The sequence below is a fragment of the Thiothrix winogradskyi genome (assembly GCF_021650935.1).
Taxonomy (GTDB): domain Bacteria; phylum Pseudomonadota; class Gammaproteobacteria; order Thiotrichales; family Thiotrichaceae; genus Thiothrix; species Thiothrix winogradskyi.
The window spans coordinates 3581177-3601845 of sequence record NZ_CP091244.1; the positions used below are offsets into that span (position 1 = coordinate 3581177).

The window sequence follows — 20669 nt, forward strand, 5'->3', positions numbered from 1 at the left end:
TCCAAATCCAAGTCCTCACGGTATGCAATGTGTCGATATTATCACGAAAATAGCGCTACGATCTTTCTGACAATTATCATAGGCAGCCGCTTTGCTGTAGGTTATAACTCGCTAATATGGCAAAATGCGCCGCTCAGTTATTCACTGGAAACCATTCCCAAAGCCTGAATTTATGACAGATTACTTACTTATTATTGTTGGTACGGTGTGGGTCAATAACTTTGTCCTGTCACATTTTTTGGGCTTATGCCCGTTCATGGGCGTTTCCAGAAAGCTGGAAACGGCGATGGGCATGGGTTTGGCAACTACGTTTGTGCTGACGCTCTCGTCGATTGCCAGTTATCTGGTGAACAATTACCTGCTCGAACCGTTTCACTTGGAATATTTGCGCACCATCAGCTTTATTTTGGTGATTGCCGCGATTGTGGGCTTTACCGAAATGGTCATTCGCAAAAGCAGCCCAGTGTTGTACAACGTATTGGGTATCTATTTACCGTTGATTACCACCAATTGCGCCGTGCTGGGGGTGGCATTATTGAATGTGCAGGAAACCCACGATTTCATTGAATCCGCGCTGTACGGCATGGGTGCGGCACTCGGTTTTACCTTAGTCTTAGTGCTGTTTGCGGGTATTCGTGAACGCCTTGCTGTTGCGGATGTGCCGGAAACCTTCCAAGGCAACGCGATTGGTTTGATTACGGCTGGGCTAATGGCGCTGGCATTCATGGGCTTTTCTGGGTTGGTGAAACACTGATGTTGGCAGCCATTCTTATCATTAGCGGGCTGGCAGCCGTTTTCGGTTTGCTGCTGGGTTACGCCGCGATTCGTTACAAAGTCGAAGGCGACCCGATTGCGGACAAAGTGGATGCGATCCTGCCGCAAACCCAATGCGGGCAATGCGGTTTCCCCGGTTGCCGCCCTTACGCCGAAGCCATCGCCAAAGGTGAAGCCGACATCAACCATTGCCCGCCCGGTGGCGAAGCGACGATTAAAGCCCTCGCCGAATTGCTGGGTGTGGAAGCCAAACCGCTCAACGATGAAAACGGCGAACATTCCAGCGTGCCATTGGTCGCCGTCATCGACGAAAACACCTGCATCGGCTGCACCTTGTGCATTCAAGCCTGCCCGGTGGATGCAATTGTCGGCGCAGCAAAACACATGCACACCATTATTGAAAGCGAATGCACCGGCTGCAAACTGTGCCTGCCGCCCTGCCCTGTCGATTGCATCGCGATGGTTCCCCTCAAGGTCGAGCCTGCCACCTGGAAATGGCCGTATCCGGTTTACACGCTGACCCAACAATCTTCGCCTTCCAATGATGCCAACGCGCAAGCGCCAAAGGTGGCTTCATGATACAAATCTTACACAAACTCTGGCGCAATCACGGCGGGCTGCATCTGGACTACCACAAGGAAGATTCCAACGCTGCCCCCACTAAGCACCTGCCTATGGCTGAGGAATTAATCATTCCCCTCCAGCAACACAGTGGTTACAAACCCACGCTCACAGTCAACGCGGGTGATTACGTTTACAAAGGGCAAGAACTTGCCTCGCACACCGGCTTTATGAAAGTACCGGTACACGCCAGCACTTCCGGCACGATTACCGCGATTGAAGAACGCCCGATTGCCCACCCTTCCGGTTTGAGTGATGTGTGCATCATCCTCAAACCCGACGGCAAAGACGACTGGGGCAATGCCCGAATGCCCACCTACCCCGACCCCAGCCAAGTGGATGGTGAAGTCTTACGCCAACGCATTTGTGCAGCGGGTATTGTTGGCATGGGCGGCGCGGTATTCCCCGCTGCCATCAAACTCAATGTGCATGACAATATTCCCATCGAAGCTCTGGTGATCAACGGCGCAGAATGCGAACCGTACATTACCTGCGACGACCGGCTGATGCGCGAAAAACCCGTAGAAATCTTGCGCGGTGTGCAAATCATGATGCACATTATCGCCACCCAACGCTGCTTGATCGGAATTGAAGACAATAAACCGGAAGCGATTGCTGCCATGCAAGCCGCACGTGAGGAACTCGGTGATCAACGCATTGCGATTATCCCCATCCCCACGCTTTACCCCAGCGGCAGCGAAAAGCAGCTCATTAAAATTCTCACCGGCAAAGAAGTCCCCAGCGGCGGCAGACCGGCAACGATTGGGATTGTTTGCCACAACCCCGCCACTGCCCGTGCCATTTACCGTGCCGTGGTCTTGGGTGAACCGCTGATTGATCGCTACCTCACCATCACCGGCAAAGGTGTGGCACAACCTTGCAATGTGGAAGTCCCGCTAGGCACACCGATTCAACACCTGATTGCGCACAGCGGTGGTTACACCCAGAAGAAACCCCTCCCCAGCCCTCCCCTTATCAGGGAAGGGAGTCAAGAGGGATCTTATTCCTCCCCTGATAAGGGGAGGCTAGGAGGGGTTTCTTTAATCATGGGCGGCCCGATGATGGGCGTTTCCTTGCACACTGACCAAATCCCCGTCGTTAAAGCCACCAACTGCATTTTAGTCAGCGATATTCCTGAGAGCGAACAACAACCTGCCCTGCCCTGTATCCGCTGCGGACGCTGCGCCGAAGCCTGCCCCGTCACCTTGCTACCGCAACAGCTTTACTGGCACAGCCGCGCCCGTGACTTCGACAAAGCCGAGCAATACCATTTGTTTGATTGCATCGAATGTGGCTGCTGTTCCTACGTCTGCCCCAGCCACATCCGTTTGGTGGATTATTACCGCTTTGCCAAAGCCGAAATTCGCACCCAACGCGAAGCCAAAACCAAGGCAAACATTGCCCGCGAACGCCACGATTTCCATCAGGAACGCCTCGAACGCGCTAAACGTGAAAAAGCCGAAAAGCTGGCAAAGCACAAAGAACAAGCGCAAACCACGACCGATGACGGCAAAAAAGCCGCTATCCAAGCCGCACTGGAACGCGCTAAAGCCAAAAAAGCGGAAGCCGCCCAAACCACCACTGGGGAAACCACGGAATGATTTTCAGCAAACGCACGTCCCCTTACGTGAGCGGCAAACAAGATGTCAGCAGCATAATGCGCCAAGTGCTGTATGCCCTGATTCCCGGCACAGCCGTACTGATCTGGTATTTTGGTTGGGGGATACTCAGTAATTTGGTGCTGGCCATTGTCTTCGCGGAATTGCTGGAATGGGGCATGTTGAAATTGCGCCAACGTCCGATACGCCCGTTTCTGAGCGATTACAGTGCAGTGGTCACGGCGTGGTTGTTAGCGGTGGCAATGCCTGCGTTTTCGCCTTGGTGGTTGATTGTAATTGCGATGATTTTTGCGATTGTGATTGCTAAGCATTTGTATGGTGGCTTGGGGTACAACCCGTTTAACCCCGCGATGATTGGTTATGCTGCCGTGTTGGTGTCTTATCCGGTGCAAATGACGATTTGGCCTGCGCCTGTGGATTTCAGCTTTGCGCAGATTAGCTTGGGGCAAACCTTGCAACACGTGTTTGCCGGTAGCACCCAAGGCTGGGATGCGCTGAGTGCGGCTACTCCACTCGATGCGGTCAAAGTCAGCCTGAGTTTGAATAAACTTTTAAGCGAAATTTACGCCACGGGGCAATTTGGTCTATTGGCGGGGCAAGCGACGTGGGGGTGGGTCAATCTGGCATGGCTCCTCGGCGGCTTGTGGTTGCTGTGGCAACGCATTATCGGCTGGCAAATTCCGGTCGCATTGCTGGGAACCTTAGCGGTAATGGCGAGTGTGTTCTGGCTGATTGACCCGCAAGCGTATGCATCGCCGCTGTTTCATTTGTTTAGCGGAGCAGCGATGTTGGGGGCATTTTTCATTGCTACTGACCCCGTATCCGCCAGCACTACGCCCACCGGTAAACTGTTTTACGCTGGGGGAATTGGGCTATTTACCTACATTATTCGCACCTGGGGCGGATACCCCGATGCGATTGCGTTTTCCGTCATCATTATGAATATGGCAGTGCCATTGCTGGATTACTACACCCAACCGCGTGTGTATGGCACTAAACAGGGGCAACGGGGATGAGCGATAGTTTACTGAAAGAAATCCTGAAACCGGGGGCATTCCTAGCCGGGTTTGCCTTGCTGGGGACAGTAGCATTGGCCTTCGTCTACGGTTTAACCCTACCACAAGTCGAAGCCAACGAACGCGCTTCCACCCTGCAACAACTCAATGTGCTGGTGCATAGCCAAACCTATGACAACGATTTACTGGCAAGCAAACAAATACTGCCCGCTGCGGACTTCGGTAGCGCTGAAGATGTAACCGTGTACCGTGCCAGCAAACAAGGCTTGCCCGTTGCGGCGTTATTCATCGTCAGTGCGCCGGATGGCTACAGCGGAAAAATTCGTCTGGCGGTGGGTATCCATGCCGATCAAACGCTGGCAGGCGTGCGTGTCTTGGCTCACAAAGAAACCCCCGGCTTGGGCGACAAAATCGAAGCCGACCGCCACGACTGGATTTTAGGTTTTGCCGGAAAATCCTTACAAAACCCCACCAACACTGGCTGGGCAGTGCGCAAAGACGGCGGCGAATTTGACCAATTTACCGGCGCAACCATCACACCCCGTGCGGTCATTAACGCCACTAAGCGCACCCTGGATTGGTCAGCACAGCATTTTACCAGCCTGTTCACCCCCACAACGCCTGCTAAAGGAACACCGCCATGAATGCAACTTACCGTGAACTGACTGTCGCAGGCTTGTGGAAAAACAACCCCGGCTTGGTGCAATTACTGGGCTTATGCCCGCTGATGGCCGTCACTACCAACGTGGTCAACGGCTTGGGGCTTGGGTTGGCAACCTTGCTGGCATTGGTGGCATCGAATCTGGCAATTTCCTTGGTACGTGATTTCATCCGCGAAGAAATCCGTATCCCCGCGTTCGTCTTAATCATTGCAGGCAATGTCACCCTGATTGAAATGCTGATCCGGGCGTATTTCCACGACCTGTACAATATCCTCGGCATTTTCATTCCGTTAATTGTCACCAACTGCATCGTGATTGGGCGCTCGGAAGCTTATGCCTCTAAAAATCCCCCACTACACGCAGGCTACGACAGCCTGATGATGGGCATTGGTTTCATGCTAGTCCTGATGGTATTGGGTGGAATGCGTGAACTGGTCGGCAATGGAACATTATTTGCGCAAGCACACCTCATGTTTGGCGAAGCCGCACGCGGTTTAACCCTGACACTGGGTGACGATTTCAAAGGTTTATTACTGGCAGCCCTGCCCCCCGGCGCATTTATTGGTTTGGGTTTTTTAGTAGCGCTGAAAAATTACATCGACAAACGCATGGCACAAACGGCTAAAGCGGCTAAAGCGGCTAAAACCATTCCGGTTAATAATATCGGTGAAACGGCGTGAATAAAACCAAGCGGGAAGAAATCTTCCGTCGCCTGCGCGAGGCGAATCCAAACCCGACGACCGAATTGGTTTATAACAGCACCTTTGAATTGCTGATTGCGGTGATTCTTTCCGCACAAGCCACCGATAAAGGGGTGAATAAAGCCACTGCGCATTTATTCCCCGCCGCCAATACCCCAGAAGCCATTGTTGCGCTCGGCGTAGACGGTTTAAAGGATTACATTAAAACCATTGGCTTATTTAATAGCAAAGCCACCAATATTATTGAAACCTGCCGAATTCTTGTCGAAAAACACGCTTCAACCGTGCCGCAAGATCGCGCGGCTTTGGAAGCATTACCCGGTGTTGGGCGTAAAACCGCGAATGTGGTGTTGAATACCGCGTTTCATCAACCGACTATGGCAGTGGATACGCATATTTTCCGCGTCGCCAACCGCACCGGTATTGCCCCCGGTAAAAACGTGCTGGCCGTTGAAAAAGGCCTGCTCAAACACATTCCTAAAGACTATTTGCTGGATGCGCACCACTGGCTAATTCTGCACGGGCGCTATACCTGTGTAGCACGTACCCCTAAATGCGGGCAATGCCTGATTGCTGACTTGTGTGATTTCAAGGAGAAAACCGTCTAATGTTTGGCAATGACCGCGATGCCATGCGCCGCTATTACGCGCAATGCTGGCAGAAATTTCAACAACAACAGCCGCTGGATGCGTTAGAAACCCAAATAGCCAGCGTGATTGCGGAACACCCCGAATACCATCACGTCCTCGCCGCGCCCGATAGCGCGATACAACGCGACTACCTGCCCGACAATGGCGAAACCAACCCATTTTTGCACATGGGCTTACACCTTGGGATTCGCGAACAGGTTGCTACTGACCGCCCGACTGGAATTCGCGAACTTTACCGGCAATTGGTGATCAAATACGGCAATAACGAGGCGGAACACCGCATGATGGATTGTTTGGCAGAAAGCATCTGGCTGGCACAACGTCACCAAACCATCCCGGATGAAGTCGCCTATCTTGAGTGCTTAAAGAAACAATGAGGTAAAACACATGAAATCGGGCTTTTACGCGGGCATCTTACTGCTCCCGTTGGTATTGGGCGGCTGTTCCATTATGCCATCCAGCAACACTTACACCACGGCACAAGCGGGGACGTTGCAAGAGGTTAAATTTGGCACAGTCATCGGTTTGCGCAATGTCATGATCCGCGAAGACAATGCCGAAACCGGCAAGGTAGCCGGTGGAGTGATTGGTGGGGTCGCAGGCAATGACTTGGGGCAAGGCAAAGGTCAAATCATTGGCAGCGTAGCAGGCGCAGTGATTGGCGGGACGGTGGGCATTGCGCTCGACCGCAGCATTCAATCCAAACCGGGTATTGAAATTACCGTGCGCTTAGAAGATAACCGCACCGTAGCGATTGCACAATTAGCGGATGAACCTTTTTCAATCGGCGAATCGGTTAAATTATTAACCAGTCAAGACGGTAAAGCCAGAGTAACGCATTAAACGAAAGTGGGCGTATTAAGATTCTCGATACGCCCACTTAAAATGCCTGTTGCATGGTTATTCTCAGTCCATTGCCACGATAACATTACTGCTCCTGACATTACTCAAGTCGAAAACACGTGACCGAGTAACATTCGCTCCATTAAGTGCCACATCAGCACGGTAAAACCCAGGTTCCAATTCAATATTGGCGGAATGGAGATTCACTGATTGATTATAGATCGCCTGACCATTCTCCAGACGATAAACTGTCCAAGTCACGGGTTGCATCGCTGGCCCATTATTCAACGTAGCCATTAACAACACTTTAGATTTAGGCGCATCAGCACCTGCTGCTGCCTGTATTGGAGCGCTATTAACCTGCATCGCCATTAATGATAAAAAAACAAGCGATACCACCGATAATCCTTTACGAACTTTCATAGTTGCCATTTTATACACCTGCTTACTCTATTTATGATTAGATAATTTTTAATAAAGAACTCGCATTAAGATTAGTTTACTGAGAAAAAAACACAATTCGATTTTTTTTCTGACTTAAATAAAAAAATTGTTGGAACTTTCTTTCCTTTCCATAACACCGTGCAGAAACCCGCCTGTTTGTGCTATCCTGACGCCCCGTAATATCCCCTGTACCGGAGAGTTTGCTGATGCACCCAATGCTCAGAAAAGCAATAGAAGCCGCACGCGAAGCTGGCGAAGGCATTCGCCACTACGCCAACAAAGTGCATAAGCTGGATGTCGAAAACAAAGCACACAATGATTTTGTCAGCGAGGTTGACCGCCAAGCCGAGCAAGGCATCGTGCGTTTGCTGCAACGTGCCTACCCTGACCACGCTTTTTTCGGCGAAGAGAGCGGCAAACAAGGCGTTGACAGCGATTATGAATGGATCATTGACCCATTGGATGGCACTACTAACTTCCTTTACGGCATTCCGCACTACTCGGTTTCCATCGCGATGAAACACAAAGGGCGTTTAATGGTCGGCGTGGTGTATGACCCCTTGCGTGATGAAACCTTTGCCGCTGCCCGTGGCGAGGGCGCTACGTTGAACGGACGGCGTATCCGCGTGTCTGAACGCAGCACCATGCAAAATGCTTTACTTGGCACGGGTGTCCCCTTCCGTGCCAATCAGAATCTCGATTTATACCTGCAAACCATGAAAGCCTTGTTACCGGATACCGCTGGCGTCCGCCGCCCCGGTTCAGCGGCGCTGGATCTGGCCTATGTTGCCAGTGGTCGCTTTGATGGTTTCTGGGAATTCGGTCTGAATGAATGGGACATCGCGGCAGGTGTACTGCTGGTGCAAGAAGCCGGTGGTCTGATTGGTGACATGAAAGGTGACAACACTTTCCTGAAAACCGGCGATGTAGTCGCTGCTAACCCAAAAGTCTTCAAGGAAATGATCAAACGCCTACATCCGGTCATGGCGAGATGAACTAAAATCAGGGGATGAAACAAACTAACTTCATCCCCTCTGCTTACTGCCTGCTCTTGCTAACGTTGCTATCGTTGAATGGTTGCGAAAAACGTGAGCCAGCCCTGCCACCACCTGCTCCCCCCGTCGAATCAATGGCAGAACCCGTCATTATCCCCGACGCTGACAAACTGCAACCCGATGATTCCACCACCCTTGTGACACCGGAGCCGGAAACCATGCCTACGCCTCCCGAAAAACCCAATACCCTGAAAATCCCTAACCTTGCCCAGCAAACCCTGCCGAGCAGTGACTTTTCGCTGCGTTTCCGCGCAACCGGTGAAAGCTTCTACACCGAAATCACCCTGGCAAACGGCATCCTCAGCTACACCTATTTTGAAGATACTGATGGACGTTGCGCCCAATGGGTAAAAAGCACCCCTTGCTGGCAAGAAGAGGATCTCAAAACCATCAGCCTCGCCTTGCGCCCCGAAGATCTCGACAATCTGTATGCCGTGATCAAAGAGAGTGGCGCATTCACCCTCAAACGCGATACTTTTGGTGGTGCAAAAGCGGGGCAACGCCATTACCGCCAAACCCTTGACATCATGCTCGACGGCAAGGAAAAGCAACTGGTCTACCAAAGTTTTCCGGGATCTAGCCCCAAACCCGAAGCGTTTGCCCGCTTAGAAACGGTCTTGCTCGAATATGCCCGCGACTTACCGCACTAAACCTCACCGACCGGAACCCTTTTATGCTTGATGGGATGGATTATTTATTGGCGGCACTCGCTGCATTGGCAGCCGGGGCGATTAATGCGTTGGCAGGTGGTGGCACGTTGATCACCTTTCCCACCTTGATTGCGTTGGGTATTCCGCCAATAGTGGCGAATATCACCAGCACCGTCGCGCTTTGCCCCGGCTATTTCGGCGCAACCTTGGCACAGCTCAAGGACATCCGCACGCAAACGCAACGCTTGTGGCTGGTATTACCGGCAGCGGTGTTGGGCGGTGTGTTGGGTGGCGTTTTATTGCTGAATACTGAGGAAAAGGTGTTTCAGGCGCTGGTGCCATTCCTGATTTTGCTGGCATCGCTGTTGCTGGCCATCCAAACACCGTTGCGGGCTTGGCTCACCCGCCGCTTGCAGACCCATAGCGCCCAAGGCATTCCGCAAACCTGGGCAATTCCGTTGATTCTGTTAGCCGCAATATACGGCGGTTATTTCGGGGCGGGCTTGAGTGTGATTGTGCTGGCAGCTTTAGCGCTGATTCTGGACGATTCTCTAACCCGCCTGAATGCACTCAAACAAGCGGTGGCGTTTGGGGTCAATATTGCCGCCGCCGTCTTCTTCCTGTTTTCCGGCAAAGTGATCTGGATATTGGCACTGGTCATGGCCTGCGGCGCACTGCTCGGCGGGGTGCTAGGCGGCAAACTCGCCAGTAGCATCAACCCCAATGCCTTGCGCTGGTTAGTCGTCAGCATCGGGGTGATGATTGCGGTGATTTACTGGATTAAATGATCCAGCGCTTCAATCAAAGCAAGCGTTGGCTTGTGGAAGAATACGCCGGAGCCTGCCTGTTCCGGCATCATGCCACGCAAAAACAAATACAACGCCCCACCAACGTGCTGTTGCCAGTCATACCCCGGCAACCGCTGTTGCAAATAGCGGTGTAACGCCAAACAGTAGATGAGGTATTGCAGGTAATAATGGTGTTCCGCCATCGCTTCTTGCATCACCTCAAAACGGTAATCGGCGGGCATTGCGCCCAGATCATTCGACTTGTAATCCACCACAAAATACTGCCCATCGGCGGCAAATACCAAGTCGATATAGCCTTTCATATAACCGGTTAAGTCATTGAATTTCAGCTTGTCGATAGCGGCGTGAATGGCTTCCCATTCGGCGGGCAGGTGTTGATGCAACGCCATTTGCAGCGGTTTTAGACGCAAGCGTTCTACCGGAAAATAAAATTCGAGTTCATCAAGGCGTTGCGCTTTGGGCAAATCGCATAGACGCAGATTAACGGCTGGCAACGGTGTATTCAGGGTATTTTCCAGCAGTTGCACACCGGCGGGTAGCCAGCGTTCGGGCAAGCCGTGGCGCTTCAACGCGGGTAACAATACACTATCCTGCTGGGTAGCAAGCGCTTGGGTGAAATCGAGCTCTTCCAGCATTTTGTGCAAGCAGCTTCCGGCTTTTGCGCCACGTGGGAATGCCTCGCTTCGACTTCGCTCAGCGACCGGAACAACAACCAGCGTGTCGTAGTCCGGGCGTTCATCATCCTTGCCAGATGTCAAACCGCTGAAACTGCCGACTTTGGGAACCGGCACGTAACGTGGTTGGTAGCGGCGAATGCTGGGTTGCCATTCCCCGCTGTCGGCTTGATAACACACCCGCGTTTCCTCAACGGACAAGACCTCATGGCTGATGCCACCTGTGGATTGTTCCACCAACTGATTCAATTGCGTGTGCATCAAACGTTGGCGTTCGTCGGGTTGCATCCCGTCTTTGCGCAATTTGCCGAGAATTGCCTTGCCCTGCGGTAACTTGCCGAATAACAGCCAACCGAGTGCCGAATAATAGTCGAATTGGTTAATGCGCCCGCTGACCAGCGCAATGGTGCAATGGTATTTGGCGCGGGTGAGCGCGACGTACAGTAAACGCAAACTTTCGGCTTGTTCGGCTTCGCGGAAACACTTAAGCGCTGCGTCACTGGCAAAGGCTTCGGCTTGCAGGCGCGAAATGCCCGCGTCGGTGTCACGATCATACCAACTGAACCATGTGCTGGCTTTCGCGTCACGTTCCGCCCACAAATACGGGCAATACACAATGCCGTACTCCAACCCCTTGCTTTTGTGGATGGTGGTAATTTGCACCAAGTTTTCGTCGCTTTCCAAACGGAGTTCATGCGCTTCGTCTTGTTCACCCGCTTCGGCTTTTTGTTGTAACCAACGAATCAGCGCGTGCATCCCATGCCCTTGCAAACGGCTTTCGGTGTGGATGAGTTCCGCCAAATGCAACAAATTGGTGAGGCGACGTTCGCCATCTGCCAAAGCTAATAAGTGCGCATAGCGTTGGCGTTGCAACATCCACTGACGAAACATCGGCATGAAACCTTGCGAATGCCAAGTTTTATGCCAACGGTGGAAGGCTTCGAGTTCGGCTTCCAATAGCGTCGGATTCTCATCCAGCGCGAATAAATCTTCAGCGGTGAAACCGAACAGTTCGGTCACGAGGGCTTGTTTGAGAGCGGCTTCATTGCCCGGTTCGGCAATTGCTCGTAATACGGCTCGGAAATCGCTGGCTTCGCGGGTGCAGAAAATGCTGTCGCGTGATTTTTGTACGCTGGCAATCCCGCGTGCCAATAAAGCACGTTTGATTTGTTCACCCTGTTGGTTTTCGCGCACGAGTACCGCAATGTCGCGGCTTTCTACGGGGCGTTCACCGATTCGAGCAATACCTTCGTGACCGGCGTTTAATAGGCGGGCAATATCGTTGGCAACGGCTTCGGCGATACTTTCTTGTACCGCTGCACTATTAAAACCTTCGTCGAGTGCATTCCAATCCCAAAGACGGATGGGGGGAATACCCCTCACCCCCAGCCCCTCTCCCTCAAGGGGCGAGGGGAGGAAGATGTCGTGTTGCGGTTTACCGGCGCTGACGGCTTCGTAGCGGATGTCGCTGCGGAAGGGTTGGTCGGATTGCGCGAAGAGGTGATTGAGCGCTTGCAGCAAATCAGGATGCGAACGGAAATTGTGTTGTAGCGTGTAATGCGCCGACGTGCTGTGCGCGGCTTTGAGGTAGGTGTAAATATCCGCCCCCCGAAACCCGTAAATCGCCTGTTTAGGGTCGCCCACGTAAAACACGGGCTGTTCGGGTTTATCGCGGTAAATGCGCTCGAAAATCTCGTACTGAATGGGATCAGTGTCCTGAAATTCATCAATTAACGCCGCTTGGTATTTCAGCGCCAAACGCGGCGGAAAATCGGGGTGCTGTTCCAATGCATCGCGCAAGTGCAACAGCAAATCGTCAAAGGTGAGAATGCCGAGTTGTTGTTTACGCACGGGTAATTCGGTACGTAACTGATGCAGCAATTGCAGGCGCAAGTATTCCAGCGCGGCTTGTTCGCCGTCGGAGAGTGCGTCATGGGCGGCGAGCAAGGCATCGACTTGTGCAAAAAAAGCGTGTTGGGGCGTGACTTTGCCATCCTTGGTTTTTTCGGTCAGCGCGGGGGTGGCAAAGCGTTCGAGGGTTTCATACGGCAAGTCCAGCGGATTAGCGAAATACGCATCGAGTTTACTCGCCCAATTCGGCACATAGCGCTTGCTGTAGGTGCTGCCGTTGAGTGCGCCACTCAGCAATAAGCCAATGATCGCCTCACGTTCACTCGCCCAATGTTGCTGGCAGGCTTGCAAGGCAGACTCGAAAGCGCCTTGCCGTTGCGCAAATGCCTCGGCGGTGACGGGCTGAATATCAGTGTGCAAATACGGTTTGCCGATGAAATGGCGCACGGTTGCCAGCAAACCATCCGGGGTCAGCCCGCGTTTTTGCAACAAGCGCAAATGCAGTGCATCGGGTTTGAGGAAATGCTGATACCAGAATTTGTCGGTTAACTCGGTGAGCAGATTGTCTTCGTTTGTCACCAACTCCGTTTCAAACGGCATCCGCGCTTCAAAGGCGTTTTCGGATAACACGCGCTTGCAGAAACCGTGAATGGTGAAGACTGCCGCTTCGTCAAAACTCACCAATGCCAGTTGCAGGCGTTGGATGCAGTCGTGGAGCGGCGCTTCTAAGGGCAACGATTCGTAGGTTTCGGCGTGTGGACGCTGTTCCAGATAGGCGAGCGCGTCGGCGAGGCGTTTGCGGATGCGGTCACGTAATTCGGCAGTGGCAGCTTCGGTGTAGGTGACGACCAGAATTTTGTCGACTTTGAGACCGTAGACGGCGATTAGGCGCAGGTAAAGCCATGAAATCGTCCAAGTCTTGCCCGTGCCAGCGCTGGCTTCGATGAGGTTGGTTCCAACGAGGGGAACGCTTTGGGCGTGGAGTGTTTGCATGATTTAGGCTTCCCCGTGCTGTGCCAGCGTGTCGTAAATCTTGGCAGGCTCAAAAATCACAGCCGCACCCCATTCGCCAAAACCACCACGGCTGTTAATGGCAGCGACCCACGTATCCAATGCCGCCCGTTTCGCATCCGCCTGTTCGGAGTTTTTACCCTTGATTTCCAATACCAAGGTTTTGCCATTGCTCAACCGAATCAGAAAGTCCGGTACATAACGCCGTTTTGAACCGCGCCATAAATACAGCACTTGAAAACCCAAGTGATCATTTTTGGCGTAGCTATGCACCCGTTCCGAGTTTTCCAACACACCCGCGACATAATGCTCCCAAGTGCTGTCATCAACGACGTGGGAAATTTGCGATTTGCTGGTCTCAAAACAAGGCTTGGTGCTATACCACACGGGCATATCGGCAGTGGAGGATTGCGGTTTGTCGGTATCAAAAATCGGCTCTAAGCGTTCGCTATTTTGCTCGGTGACAAAGCGCAGCAAGTGTTGCACGATAATGTCGATATTCAGCCCAATCAAGATACGCTTGCGTAACGGTTCTTGGTGGTAGTCGGACGGGATATTCAACACTTCCGAATCAATAAACTGTTCAACCAAGCGAATCAGTTGCAGCAACAAATATTCCCGATTGCCTTTGAAAGCCGCTTGCAATTGATCGAAGGCTTTTTGAGCAGCACGGAATACCAAGCGTTGCAGGCGGAAACCTTCCGGGAGCAGTGCAAGGTCGATGCCATGTACCTGATCCAAAGCCGTTGCACCACCCAAGGCTGGAGCAAGATCAGCAGAAACCGGTGTCAGTGACGGATCAAGCGTCAGCGTTTCCACCTGTGACCAGTCAATGTGCAATTCGGGGCGAACGACGGTATCAATGCGCAGCACATTAGGCCAGCGGATTTCCAGCGCATGGCGTTCTGGCAGTGACTTGATCTGAGTGCTGGGTTTGGGTGGCGGCGGCGGTACGCCGTCATCCCCCACATCCTGAAAAATGGAAAGCGGCACACCAAACACGTTGACGTATTCGGGGATGAACAAGCCATTTTCATCCCGGTCATAGGACACGCGCCGCAAACCGCGCCCGATTACTTGTTCACACAGCAATTGGCTGGAGAAGGCGCGTAAGCCCATGATGTGGGTGACGTTCTTGGCATCCCAGCCTTCCGAGAGCATGGCAACGGAAATCACGTTCTGCAAATCTTGCCCAGCCGCACCGCGTTTGCCGACGTTATCAATGATCTCGCGCAGCAACGCCTCTTTTTTCAGGGCTTGCAATTCCTGCTTGCGGGTAAGGGGAATATTGGCAGCGTGGATAATGGCTTGAAGCTGAGCTTCGTAACCTTTGTCAGCGGTAGATGCTTCCCCGACCTCGGCTTTTTCCAACACTCTGGAATCCACGCGCAAAGTACGTTCGGGCGCTTGCAGTTCTGCCCAATGCGCATCGCCTGCCCGAAAATAATGTTCCACCCGTGCGGCGGTTTCGGTACGGTTGCAGACCGTCAACATCACAGGCGGTGAAGTGTGACCGGCGGCTTGCCAACTGTGTAATGCTGCTCGCCAATCTGCCCCCAACAGGGTGTAGGCGGTTTGCACCAATTCCGGCAAGGGTTCGGTGGCTTGTGCGCCTTTGCGGTTCAAATCTTCGGCAACATCAGCTTCAGCATACAAGTGATAGAGTTTGGAGCGGTAGGTTTTGGCATTCGGTAACGCATCGTCACGCACCACCACTCGCGGGGTTTTCACCAGCCCGGCCTCAATCGCATCGTACAAGCCGAAATCGGAAATGACCCACGGAAACAATGCCGATTCGGTATTGCGCTTACCAGTCGGGGCAAACGGGGTGGCGGAGAGATCGAAACAACGAGTAATGCGGCGCGTTTTGTGGATGCGGTCTAGCCCTTCAATCCAACGGGTCGCCTCATCCAGATCAATGCCTTGTTCAGCGGCTTGCGCTTTGCTGATTTTGAGTTCGGCGGGTTTGCGGTAAGCGTGGTGGGCTTCGTCGTTGATCACCAGCAGGCCGCGCTTGCCTGCTAGTTTACCCAATACCCGGCGGGTAAAGGCTTCATCGTTTTCTGCGCCTTTTTTCTGTACCGAACGCTCCGGTTCTTTCAAGGGCATCAGGCTGTGCCAGTTTTCAATCAGCACTTCCATCTGATTGAGTTTGTGGCGCAACGAGGTATTCGGGCAAAGACCGAAAGCATCGTAATAGTTGTCGGTTGCCCCCGGTTGCAACACTTGCAAACGTTCCTTGACGGTCAAGCCTGGTGCAATGATCAGGATGTTGCTGGAAAATTCCTTGTGGCGTTTCGGAAACGCAAGAGCATTGAGTACCTGCCATGTAATCAGCATCGCCATGACGGTGGTTTTGCCTGTACCTGTCGCCATTTTGCTGCACAAACGTTCCCACGCGCCGCCATCGCCTTCAATCGCAATGCCTTGCTTGTAATCGGGCAGAGCTTCTACCCACCAGATCAGGGTTTCGATGGCTTCCAGTTGGCAGAAATAGAAGGGGTAATCGCGGGCAGTGCTGTCGTGCCAATGTTCCAGCAGGCTGCGGGTAATCGTGGTGATACCGGGGTAGCCAGCAGTGCGCCATGCGTCCACCCGTTCACGGATTTGGTTGACCAGCGGCAATTCGACTTCGCGGCTGGTGTTGTTGCGGGTGTCGAAAATCTCGTAACTAGCGCGGCGGCGGCTGGCTGTCTGTTCCAACTTGGGGCTGGTGGAACTGCTCTGTGCCACCTTGCGCCAGTGCTGTTGTGGGCAGGCGTAGGGGCTATTGATGATCAGGGATTTAGGAGTGGTCATGGCAATTTATTCCCTCTGAGTGGGCCTTTAATGCCACTGGCTTGCAGGCGTTTTTCCTGCGGTGAACCTTCACGAATATCGACACCACTGTTAGTGTGTACCCAAATGAATGGTGCGATGTTGGCTTGCTGGGCTGCACGAGTCAGATTATACAAATCAGCTTGTTGTTCCTGTTTGAGCCAAGTTTTTAGCCATTCTAACTTATTGATGATGGCACCGACCTCACCTGTCGAGGCTGGATGAACTTCAACCCAGATAGCCAACTCCGTGGTATCAGGTTTACAACCGATACCGTAATCCCAACGGCTGCTGTTAGGCTCAACGGTTTTTTTGGCTGTGTCTAGGTCAATGCTGCCGGTTGGTTTGGTAACACCAAGGGTTTCTTTTACCGCGCGTAATCCCGGTTTACAGGGAGTTTCGACATCTGATTTTTCAACGGCTTCACAAAACGCGCTGGCATTGGGTGTAGTTTTCTTCTTCGCCATGTTATGCCCTTAAAAACCAGCACGATTAACGACTTGTGAAACCACATCACCCGCCCGCCCCGCAAATTCGGTAAGCCCGCCCCAATGTGCTTGTGCTGGATTATCCGAACCGGGGTCAAGTGCTGAAATGTCTTCAACGATGCCACTGCGTTGGAAGTAATACACCTTGTATTGTTGCTTTAAGGCAAGCTCAGCCGTTAGGGTATCTGCGTCCTGTTCCAAGTTGAATATGCCCAATACATCTTGGGGAGTTCCTTGTTTTTGTTGGCAAATACGCAAAGCCCACAACATATCCAGCACTTGAGGGGAATGGGTAGACAGCAGCACTTTATGCCCGCGAGCCAACAAGGTGAGGATCATGTAAAGCGTGATATTGATGGCTTGTGGGTGTAGCCCCATTTCCGGCTCTTCGATCACTACCCAGTTCCAGAACGGTAGTTTAGGCTCTTTTACAAGCCCTACTTCTTCAAATAACAAATACAAGCCTAATAGCAGTGGCGTAAATTCCCTTTGCCCTGCTGACCAAGCAAGAAAGGGTAAACCTTGCGGGCCATTCGGAATGTCCAGCATGAGTTTACGTACAAAATCTACTTCGTCATCGCGATAGGTCAGTTGCGCTCCAGCATAAATCTGCTCACTGATATGTTTGCCTATTGTTTCAGGCAGAATCTTGTGTGGAGATAAGTCCGACTCAATGGCAAATTTATTTTGCAGGATGCTATGCACCCTGTCGCTGAAGTGACGTAATGTGAATGGATCACCAAAATGGTATTTGCCAAAATCTTGGCTCATGCCACGGGGCAGGCTTATCACCCGTTGTGCTGGAATATAGAAGAGTTGCTCATAAGCGCCCAATTGACTTCGATTAATATCAACCGTTGATTCTTTTAAGTGCTCAATGAGATCAACATTTTGTCCATTGATGCTTATATCGGAATGCTTCGGCTTCCATAATGCAGACATATTCCGACCAAAGTAGCCATCAAGGAATGCATCACTTCTACCTTTAAAATTCATGCTGTTCTTTTTGAACGTGGCATCAATATAGTCGCGATCTATCAGCAGTTTCAATGTTTGCAGAAAAATGCTCTTGCCCGTCGCCTGCGGCCCGACCAGCACAGTCAAATTGCCAAGTTCAATGTTAGCCTGCTTGATCGGCCCTATATTGCGCATTGAAATGTCAAATTTGTTCTGTGAGGTATTTTTCATGTTCTGCATCAATCCAACTCCATCACTTTCAGCGATTCTATCCCACGGTCATCCACGATCTTAACGGCGATGCGCTTGTGGTCACCTGCCGCAAATGGCAAGGAAACCGTGCCGTGGAACGCATCCAACCGCGTTTCGTCGAGTTCAGCGCGGATGTCTTTCTTGAGTTTATACCAGCCGTCCTGTTTGCCTGCCATTGGGAAGAAAACTTGTGCAGGGAACAGCGAACGGTTGTCGTAGTCGGTGTCCAGCGACCAGACGGCGATGCGGTTTTTGCCGCCGGATTGCAACTCGCCCTTGGTGGTGTCGAAGTAGTCGAAACCGTGGACTTCGACTTCGTAGAGGGGGGAGATAGAGGGGAGCTTGCGCACTTCTACGTCGGGTTGTCCCATGAGCCAGAAACTTTGGTTGTTGGCGCGTTGTTTTTTGAGGTCTTCGGTGAGCAGGTCGGTGTTCATTTGCGCTTTCAGGGCGGTGATGCCTTTGGTTGCGTCGATGTCTTTGGCGGCTTCGGGGTCGAAAGTGAAGGCGCAAAACACGATCATTTTCGGCAGCGGGAACAGTTCCCCGGCTTCGCGCAGGGCATTTTCGACTTGGCGTTGTTCGAGGGCGGCGTGTTCGGGGCCGAAACTGACCACCACGCGCTCGCCGGTATCGAGTGTGCCGCTGCTGTGCAGATAGCGTGTACCGGGCAAGGTTTCGAGTTCGGCGAATTTGAGCATTTGCTTGTTTTTGCCACGGATGCCGGTTTTCATCAATTCGTCGCGCCATTGGGTCTGGCGGGACGTTTCACCGCTGCGGGCAACGCTGTTGTCGGCTTGGGTGGGTTGCACGGCATCGTTAAGTGACAGCACGGTGGGGAATGGCACGGCTTCGAGCGAAAACGGGCCGGTGATGCGCAGTTTGTCTTTGGCGATTTGCGGCTGGTCGTAGAGGGTTTCTTGTCCGGCGTTGGCTGCGATGCTGTCGTCCATGCGGCGTTGCAGGGTTTGACGCGCCGTGTGGAAAGCGTCGAATGGGGCGCGGGCGGATTCTGGCCAATCGGCGGGGAAATCGAACGGCACATCCCATTCTTGTAGGTCGGACTTTAGTCCGACACGTCGGGCTGAAGCCCGACCTACAGCCTTCTGCAACGCCGACAAAATACTCAACGGATCAATCCGTTCATGCACATGCAAACTCACCGTATCCACCGCAAAACTGGTACGTTCCGCCTTCCCCGCCCAATTCAAAAACGGCGACTGCATCCGCTTGAGTTCCGCCAACGCCTCGCGCATCACCGCTGCATCGCCACTCGCCAGCGCATCATCAATCAGTTGCTCCACCTTGAGACCTTGCTGCTTAGGTGGCGTAGGCGGTGCTACTGGCGCAGTCAGATCAAGGGATTCAGCAGGTCGAGTATCAGCAGTTTTGTTGGCAGGCATGAGGCAACATCAGGTTACACAATAATAATGGCGATTGTACCCGAAAAATTTTCATGATGTGTCAACCGAACCTGAGCTTAATCGTTATACATACTGACTAAGCCCAAGAGTCCCTAAAATAGTCATCATAAAAATTCACAGCCCTTAATGCTTTCAAACCCTCCTGCGCCGGAGGGTTTTATTTTTCAGGGACATTCGCCGGACTGAACTTCACCCGCACCCGCAACTGCCGCAAAACATCCGACGGCACACTGTCCGGCATTAAAATCAGCGAATACAATTTGCCATTCAGCGTCCGCCAATTCAGCACACACCCCCACGGATGCAAAAAGCTGCTGTCATCCAACCGCGCAAAAAATCCCGCAGAAGCAGTACGCACCAAGGCATTATCCACCTGATAAAAACGCACTTCCTGCACCGCATTCGGCGCAACCCGGCTAATATGCAGCCGCCAGTAATAACGCAACGACAGTGCAATCAATACCAGCAACAAGCCCTTGCCCCACCAGGGCAGCGCAGGCATCAAGCACACCACCACCGCCGCCAGCAAATGACTTGCCAGAATAAAAACCGCCAATCGCCGTGAAACCACTGGCTGCAAATACAAGGGCGGCTGATTATCCAACGCTGATCAGCACACTAAGGCACGCAATAATGCCCGCGCATTCGCCATGCCCACCACCAAATTCTGGTGAATATCGTCCATCGTGATCTCTTCGTTATCTTTACCCGCTGCCCAGTTAGCAACCACAGCACACGCGGCGTAACAAAGATCCAATTCGCGGGCAAGCGCCGCTTCTGGCATGGCAGTCATGCCCACCAAATCGCAGCCGTCGCGTTCCAAACGGGTAATTTCAGCAGCGGTTTCCAAACGCGGGCCTTGGGTAGCGGCATACGTGCCACGCGGAACCACATCCAATTTCGCGCATTCAGCCGCTGCCAGCAACGCATTGCGCACTTCCGCACAATACGGCCAAGAAAAATCAATGTGGGTCACATCGGTCAAGCCGTCTTCAAAAAAGGTATGCGCCCGCCCGTGCGTGTAATCAATAATCTGATCGGGAATCACCAAGCGCATCGGCTGCATTTCCGGCGTAATCCCGCCCACGGCGGCAATCGCCACGATTTTTTTCACCCCCAAACTCTTCAGCGCCCATAAATTCGCGCGGTAATTCACCCGATGCGGGGGGATATTGTGGGTGTAACCGTGCCGTGCCAGAAATACAATACGCTTACCAGCGATCATGCCATGCGTCACCGGGCCGGACGGCTCGCCGTAAGGCGTATGCACCACTTCACGGTGAATCACTTCCAAGCCTTCAATTTCGGTCAGCCCAGTGCCGCCGATTACTGCAAATTCAATAGCACTCAT

The 20669-nt window shown here is 52.6% G+C and carries 20 protein-coding genes; 12 read left to right on the top strand and 8 right to left on the bottom strand.

Annotation, left to right across the window (positions count from 1 at the left end; genetic code table 11):
• Nucleotides 1-172 precede the first annotated feature (172 nt).
• From rsxA to L2Y54_RS17795, 9 genes are read left to right on the top strand one after another with little or no spacing between them, the layout of a single operon-like run.
• Complete coding sequence (gene rsxA / locus L2Y54_RS17755; RefSeq protein ID WP_093067792.1) at nucleotides 173-754, top strand: electron transport complex subunit RsxA; 582 nt, start codon at nucleotides 173-175, stop codon at nucleotides 752-754.
• Complete coding sequence (rsxB, locus tag L2Y54_RS17760; protein WP_236497965.1) at nucleotides 754-1353, top strand: electron transport complex subunit RsxB; 600 nt, start codon at nucleotides 754-756, stop codon at nucleotides 1351-1353. Before rsxA ends, rsxB begins: the two co-directional genes overlap by 1 nt.
• Nucleotides 1350-2996: an electron transport complex subunit RsxC gene (gene rsxC, locus L2Y54_RS17765; RefSeq protein WP_236497966.1), complete on the top strand. Its 1647-nt coding sequence runs from the start codon at nucleotides 1350-1352 to the stop codon at nucleotides 2994-2996. The genes rsxB and rsxC overlap by 4 nt, the downstream gene beginning before the upstream one ends.
• Nucleotides 2993-4030 carry an electron transport complex subunit RsxD gene (gene rsxD / locus L2Y54_RS17770; protein WP_236497967.1) on the top strand — a complete coding sequence of 346 codons (1038 nt, stop codon included), beginning with the start codon at nucleotides 2993-2995 and terminating at the stop codon, nucleotides 4028-4030. Before rsxC ends, rsxD begins: the two co-directional genes overlap by 4 nt.
• Nucleotides 4027-4674 carry an electron transport complex subunit RsxG gene (rsxG, locus tag L2Y54_RS17775; RefSeq protein WP_236497968.1) on the top strand — a complete coding sequence of 216 codons (648 nt, stop codon included), beginning with the start codon at nucleotides 4027-4029 and terminating at the stop codon, nucleotides 4672-4674. The genes rsxD and rsxG overlap by 4 nt, the downstream gene beginning before the upstream one ends.
• A complete protein-coding gene (locus L2Y54_RS17780; protein ID WP_236497969.1) occupies nucleotides 4671-5372 on the top strand; it encodes an electron transport complex subunit E in 702 nt (233 codons plus the stop codon). The genes rsxG and L2Y54_RS17780 overlap by 4 nt, the downstream gene beginning before the upstream one ends.
• The gene (gene nth, locus L2Y54_RS17785; RefSeq protein ID WP_236497970.1) at nucleotides 5369-6001 is read left to right on the top strand and encodes an endonuclease III; all 633 of its coding nucleotides are present in this window, start codon (nucleotides 5369-5371) and stop codon (nucleotides 5999-6001) included. Before L2Y54_RS17780 ends, nth begins: the two co-directional genes overlap by 4 nt.
• Nucleotides 6001-6420, top strand: a complete 420-nt coding sequence (locus L2Y54_RS17790) for a DUF1841 family protein (protein ID WP_236497971.1) — start codon at nucleotides 6001-6003, stop codon at nucleotides 6418-6420. Before nth ends, L2Y54_RS17790 begins: the two co-directional genes overlap by 1 nt.
• Nucleotides 6421-6430: 10 nt before the next feature.
• Entirely contained in the window at nucleotides 6431-6886 is a 456-nt protein-coding gene (locus L2Y54_RS17795) for an outer membrane lipoprotein (protein WP_236497972.1), read from the top strand.
• A gap of 63 nt (nucleotides 6887-6949) precedes the next feature.
• On the opposite strand, the gene L2Y54_RS17800 is transcribed toward L2Y54_RS17795, so the two are convergent.
• On the bottom strand, nucleotides 6950-7318 hold the full coding sequence (locus L2Y54_RS17800) for a hypothetical protein (protein ID WP_236497973.1): 369 nt from the start codon (nucleotides 7316-7318) through the stop codon (nucleotides 6950-6952).
• 218 nt (nucleotides 7319-7536) lie between these two features.
• Between L2Y54_RS17800 and L2Y54_RS17805 the strand changes: the two genes are divergently transcribed.
• The 3 genes from L2Y54_RS17805 to L2Y54_RS17815 are packed head-to-tail and all read left to right on the top strand — an operon-like array spanning nucleotide 7537 to nucleotide 9823.
• A complete protein-coding gene (locus tag L2Y54_RS17805; RefSeq protein ID WP_236497974.1) occupies nucleotides 7537-8325 on the top strand; it encodes an inositol monophosphatase family protein in 789 nt (262 codons plus the stop codon).
• Nucleotides 8326-8339: 14 nt separating this feature from the next.
• Nucleotides 8340-9035, top strand: a complete 696-nt coding sequence (locus L2Y54_RS17810) for a hypothetical protein (protein WP_236497975.1) — start codon at nucleotides 8340-8342, stop codon at nucleotides 9033-9035.
• A 23-nt stretch (nucleotides 9036-9058) separates the two neighbouring features.
• Nucleotides 9059-9823, top strand: coding sequence for a sulfite exporter TauE/SafE family protein (locus L2Y54_RS17815; protein ID WP_236497976.1), 765 nt, complete (start codon nucleotides 9059-9061; stop codon nucleotides 9821-9823).
• On the opposite strand, the gene recB is transcribed toward L2Y54_RS17815, so the two are convergent.
• From recB to L2Y54_RS17850, 7 genes are all read right to left on the bottom strand, one after another.
• Nucleotides 9808-13362: an exodeoxyribonuclease V subunit beta gene (gene recB, locus L2Y54_RS17820; RefSeq protein WP_236497977.1), complete on the bottom strand. Its 3555-nt coding sequence runs from the start codon at nucleotides 13360-13362 to the stop codon at nucleotides 9808-9810. The genes L2Y54_RS17815 and recB overlap by 16 nt on opposite strands.
• A gap of 3 nt (nucleotides 13363-13365) precedes the next feature.
• The gene (locus tag L2Y54_RS17825) at nucleotides 13366-16179 is read right to left on the bottom strand and encodes a BPTD_3080 family restriction endonuclease (RefSeq protein WP_236497978.1); all 2814 of its coding nucleotides are present in this window, start codon (nucleotides 16177-16179) and stop codon (nucleotides 13366-13368) included.
• On the bottom strand, nucleotides 16176-16664 hold the full coding sequence (locus L2Y54_RS17830) for a hypothetical protein (protein WP_236497979.1): 489 nt from the start codon (nucleotides 16662-16664) through the stop codon (nucleotides 16176-16178). Before L2Y54_RS17830 ends, L2Y54_RS17825 begins: the two co-directional genes overlap by 4 nt.
• A gap of 9 nt (nucleotides 16665-16673) precedes the next feature.
• Nucleotides 16674-17882, bottom strand: coding sequence for an AAA family ATPase (locus L2Y54_RS17835; RefSeq protein ID WP_236497981.1), 1209 nt, complete (start codon nucleotides 17880-17882; stop codon nucleotides 16674-16676).
• Nucleotides 17882-19297 carry a hypothetical protein gene (locus L2Y54_RS17840; RefSeq protein ID WP_236497982.1) on the bottom strand — a complete coding sequence of 472 codons (1416 nt, stop codon included), beginning with the start codon at nucleotides 19295-19297 and terminating at the stop codon, nucleotides 17882-17884. Before L2Y54_RS17840 ends, L2Y54_RS17835 begins: the two co-directional genes overlap by 1 nt.
• Before the next feature lie 178 nt (nucleotides 19298-19475).
• A complete protein-coding gene (locus L2Y54_RS17845) occupies nucleotides 19476-19922 on the bottom strand; it encodes a protein YgfX (protein WP_236497984.1) in 447 nt (148 codons plus the stop codon).
• A 6-nt stretch (nucleotides 19923-19928) separates the two neighbouring features.
• The gene (locus L2Y54_RS17850) at nucleotides 19929-20669 is read right to left on the bottom strand and encodes an S-methyl-5'-thioinosine phosphorylase (protein ID WP_236497986.1); all 741 of its coding nucleotides are present in this window, start codon (nucleotides 20667-20669) and stop codon (nucleotides 19929-19931) included.